Annotated in this window: 4 protein-coding genes; 3 read left to right on the forward strand and 1 reads right to left on the reverse strand. The window is 65.1% G+C overall.

Annotated elements, in window-relative coordinates; genetic code table 11:
* The 3 genes from WBF82_RS06410 to WBF82_RS06420 form a co-directional block, all read left to right on the forward strand.
* Positions 1–443 (forward strand): winged helix-turn-helix domain-containing protein (locus WBF82_RS06410; protein WP_424382234.1); only part of this gene is annotated, 443 nt, incomplete at its 5' end.
* A 243-nt stretch (positions 444–686) separates the two neighbouring features.
* Positions 687–2,489 carry an NAD-binding protein gene (locus WBF82_RS06415; RefSeq protein WP_424382235.1) on the forward strand — a complete coding sequence of 601 codons (1,803 nt, stop codon included), beginning with the start codon at positions 687–689 and terminating at the stop codon, positions 2,487–2,489.
* Positions 2,490–2,546: 57 nt separating this feature from the next.
* The gene (locus WBF82_RS06420) at positions 2,547–3,293 is read left to right on the forward strand and encodes a superoxide dismutase family protein (RefSeq protein WP_424382236.1); all 747 of its coding nucleotides are present in this window, start codon (positions 2,547–2,549) and stop codon (positions 3,291–3,293) included.
* Here the strand turns inward: WBF82_RS06420 and WBF82_RS06425 are convergent.
* Positions 3,294–3,749 (reverse strand): LysR substrate-binding domain-containing protein (locus WBF82_RS06425; protein ID WP_424382237.1); only part of this gene is annotated, 456 nt, incomplete at its 5' end.

The following is a 3,749-nucleotide window of genomic DNA, read 5'->3' on the forward strand; positions in this document are numbered from 1 at the left end:
CGCGCACCGATTCTTCTGACAAGGTGGGCGCACTCGACGCCGGTGCCGACGACTACATGACGAAGCCGTTCGGCATGGATGAACTGCTGGCCCGGTTGCGCGCCGCGGTACGACGGGCGGCGGTGGCCACCGGCGCGGACAACCCAGTGGTGGAAACCAAGTCGTTCGTCGTCGACCTCTCGGCGAAAAAGGTGATCAAAAACGGAACCGAGGTTCACCTGACGCCGACGGAGTGGGGAATGCTGGAAATGCTGGTGCGCAATCGCGGCAAGCTGGTCGGGCGCGAGGAGTTACTCAGAGAGGTCTGGGGACCCAAGTATGCGAAGGAAACTCATTATCTGCGTGTCTTTCTCGCGCAGCTGAGACGCAAGCTCGAGGACGACCCATCGCATCCGAACCATCTGCTGACCGAGGCGGGCATGGGGTATCGCTTCGAGGCGTGAGCGCTAAGAGCGAATGAGCCTGTGCAGGAATAGCTTACCTTCAGTCGTCCAGGCCGCGGCCACCGCCGAGTCGCGGTGGCGCGACCAGGGGATTTTGCTGCCAGCAAAGTTGGGTGTTGCGGCCGGACGACTCAAAGCCGTGGTGTAACCTTCACCAGTAACGGCATCGGCAAAGCCTGTGTCTCCCTACGCTGAGTCCTGGACTCGATCGCGGTCAGGTATTCCCGAGCAGCGGATGAGAGTATGCATCATCACATCATTGTCAGCGGTGACGATGCGCTAGCCACCACGATTGTCGACGAGCTCAAGCGGGCCGGCGCGCGTGTTGTCAAGCTGGACAAGGCAAAGCTTGCCGACATCGGCGTGGCTCGCGAGCTCGTCCGCGCCGAAGTCGCGCGTGCAATCGCTGTCGTCTGCGCTGGGGATGACGACGCGCTCAATCTCGAAATCGCGCTGCTGGCAAGGAGAGCCAACCCAAACCTGCGGGTGATTGCCCGGCTGACCAACGACGTGCTGCGCGAAGCGGTAGCCGACGACAATGGGCCCGGCGGGATCTTCAACGTCGCCGAACTCTCCGCGTCGTCGGTCGTCGAAGCCTGCCTGACGCACAGCGCGCACCCGTTCGAGGCCGCCGGCATCAAATTCGTGGCCTCCGGCAGCGAAGCACCCCGCGACGCGACGCTGCGCGAACTCTACGGTGACCTGGCACCGGTAGCGGTCATTCATGGCGAGAATTCCCCTAATCCCGGCGAGGTGGTGGCTTGTCCGAGTCGGGATCATCAGGTGCACGCCGGTGACTGGACGGTGATGATCGGGACCGCCGACGAGGCGGCCGATCGCGGCATCAAGGTTCGGGTGCCCAGGGGAACGCGCGCACGACGGCCTCGGTTGCGGCGGGTGCTCGATGCGATCCGCGTGGTGCTCAATGATTTCAACCCGGCGTTTTATCCGGCGTTGGCGGCCGCGGGCATTCTCGTCATCACCTCAATGTCGGTGTTGCACTTCAACTATCAGCGTCCGCGGATGTCGTGGATCGACGCGTTGTACTTCACCGTCGAGACGATCACGACCACGGGCTACGGTGACTTCAGCTTCGGCCACCAGGTCACCTGGCTACGCCTGTTCGCTGCCATGTTGATGTTCGGCGGGGCGACCACCATCGCTTTGCTCGTCGCGTTCATCTCCGACGTGCTGTTGTCGCAGCGCTTCGTCAACGCGACCGCCCGCCCGCGCGTGCGCCATCTGCGCAACCACATCATCGTCGTCGGGCTCAGTGAGCTCGGGATCCGCGTCGTCAGCGATCTGGTCGCCGCCGGACACGACGTGGCGGTGATCGAGCGCGACGAGGACAACCGTTTCTTGTCCATGGCGCGCGAACTCGACGTGCCCGTGATCTTCGGGGACGCGACGCTTATCCAGACGCTGGAATCGGCGCGGGTGGATCGCGCCCGCGCGGTGGCGGTGGTGACCCGCGACGACATGATCAACATCGAGACCGGGATCATCTTGGCCGAAATGTTGGGACCGCGGGTGCTGCCCCAGATCAATCGGCGCGGCGGCGTTCCGCTTGTGCTGCGTGTCTATGACCGCGCGCTGGGCTTCGCGATTGCTCAGCGGTTCGGGTTCGAGCACGTCCGGTCCACCGTCGAACTGGCCGCGCCCTGGTTCATTGGCGCAGCGAGTGGCCTGGAGGTGCTCGGGACGTTTTCGGTCGGTCAGAGTTCGTTCATGGTCGGCGCCATGCGGGTGGCGCCGGGCAGCGAACTCGATGGGCTGCAGATGTTCGAAGTGTCCACTCAAATCCGGGTCATCGCGGTCTGCCGGCAGGACACACCGGTCCGGCTGCGGCCAAGCCGCAACGAGCGGCTGCGCGCCGACGACACCGTCTACCTGGTCGGTCCGTATCGGGAATTGCTGGGCACGTTGCGCAAGGGGTTGCCCCCTCGCCAACCCGCGACCGACGAGGGCACCCGCGACGGCCAGGACGCTCAACCAGAAGGGCAAGGCCTCCACATCGACTCGGGCCGCGAGGCACGGACCGGTTGACCCCCGCGACCGCGATTTAGCGGTTTCGACCTCACCAAATTTGGGTAGCACCAGCGGATGAAATCCGGCGTAGCCTTTGCGGTCGCGATGCTCGCCGCCGCCGTCGCGCCGTTAGGCGCATGCACCAATCAGCAGGGCAGCCAGCCCAGTACCTCAACGTCACAGTCGCCCGGCACAGAGCGGATGACCACACAGTTGAAGGGCGCGGATGGGTCTGTGGTCGCCAACGCCACCTTCGATTTCGCGAATGGCTATGCGACCGTGACCGTGGAAGCCGGTCCCAATCAGGTCCTGAGTCCCGGTTTCCATGGGCTGCAAATTCACTCGGTAGGCACATGCGAGGCCAATTCGGCGTCGCCGACGGGCGGGTCGACGGGGGACTTCGCCTCCGCTGGAGCCGTCTACCAGGCGCCGGACCACACTGGTTCGCCGGCCAGCGGCGACCTGACCGCCTTGCAAGTGCGCTCCGACGGTTCGGCGAAACTCGTTACCACCAGTAGCTTGTTCACCGCAGCGGATCTGAGAAGCAGCACGGGCACCGCGCTGGTCGTCCACCAAACCGCGGATAACCTGGGCAGTAACGCCACTGGTGATTCGGGCAAGCGGGTGGCCTGCGGTGTGATTGCCGCGGCGGCAACGGCGACCTCCACCACGACTACGACGACTACCATCCCCACGATCACCACCACGGTCGAGGTGCCGCCGCCGTCCACGAGCACGAGCACCGTCACCGTCACGAGCCCGACCTACACGACCACGCCGAGCACGACCGTGACGGGTTCTAATCTTCCTCCCGGTAGCTGATCACGCCGCGCGTTGACTCCACATCGCGATAAGGGCTGTCGCGGCGGGTGACAACCGGCCGTCGGTGCGCCATGCCACGCCGACGCGACCTCGCAACGTCGGACGGCTTATGCGTATCAGATGCAGATCGTCGCGCGTGCTCGCGTACGACTGCGGGAGCACCGCTACGCCGAGGCCCCGTGCCGCGAGATCACCGACCACCTCAGGGTTGCTGGCCTCCAGCGAGATCTTGGCCCGAACACCGGCCGCCGCACACCCCTGGTCGAGGCTGGCCCGGATGCCGGCACCACGTGGCAGGCAGATCAGCTCATGTTCGGCTAGCGCTCGCAATGAGATTCCGGCCCTTCGGGCAAGCGCGCTGCCCGGCGCGACGGCCGCCACCATCACGTCGTCGTTGATCACCGCTACCTGGATGCCGGCGCCCACCGCCGACGCAAAGCCGATGACGGCCAAGTC

It is taken from the genome of Mycobacterium sp. (assembly GCF_049673265.1).
GTDB lineage: Bacteria > Actinomycetota > Actinomycetes > Mycobacteriales > Mycobacteriaceae > Mycobacterium.

Coding starts and splice junctions, on each gene's coding strand:
- WBF82_RS06420 (WP_424382236.1), top strand. CDS start 2,547: ATGAAATCCGGCGTAGCCTTTGCGGTCGCGATGCTCGCCGCCGCCGTC.
- WBF82_RS06415 (WP_424382235.1), top strand. CDS start 687: ATGCATCATCACATCATTGTCAGCGGTGACGATGCGCTAGCCACCACG.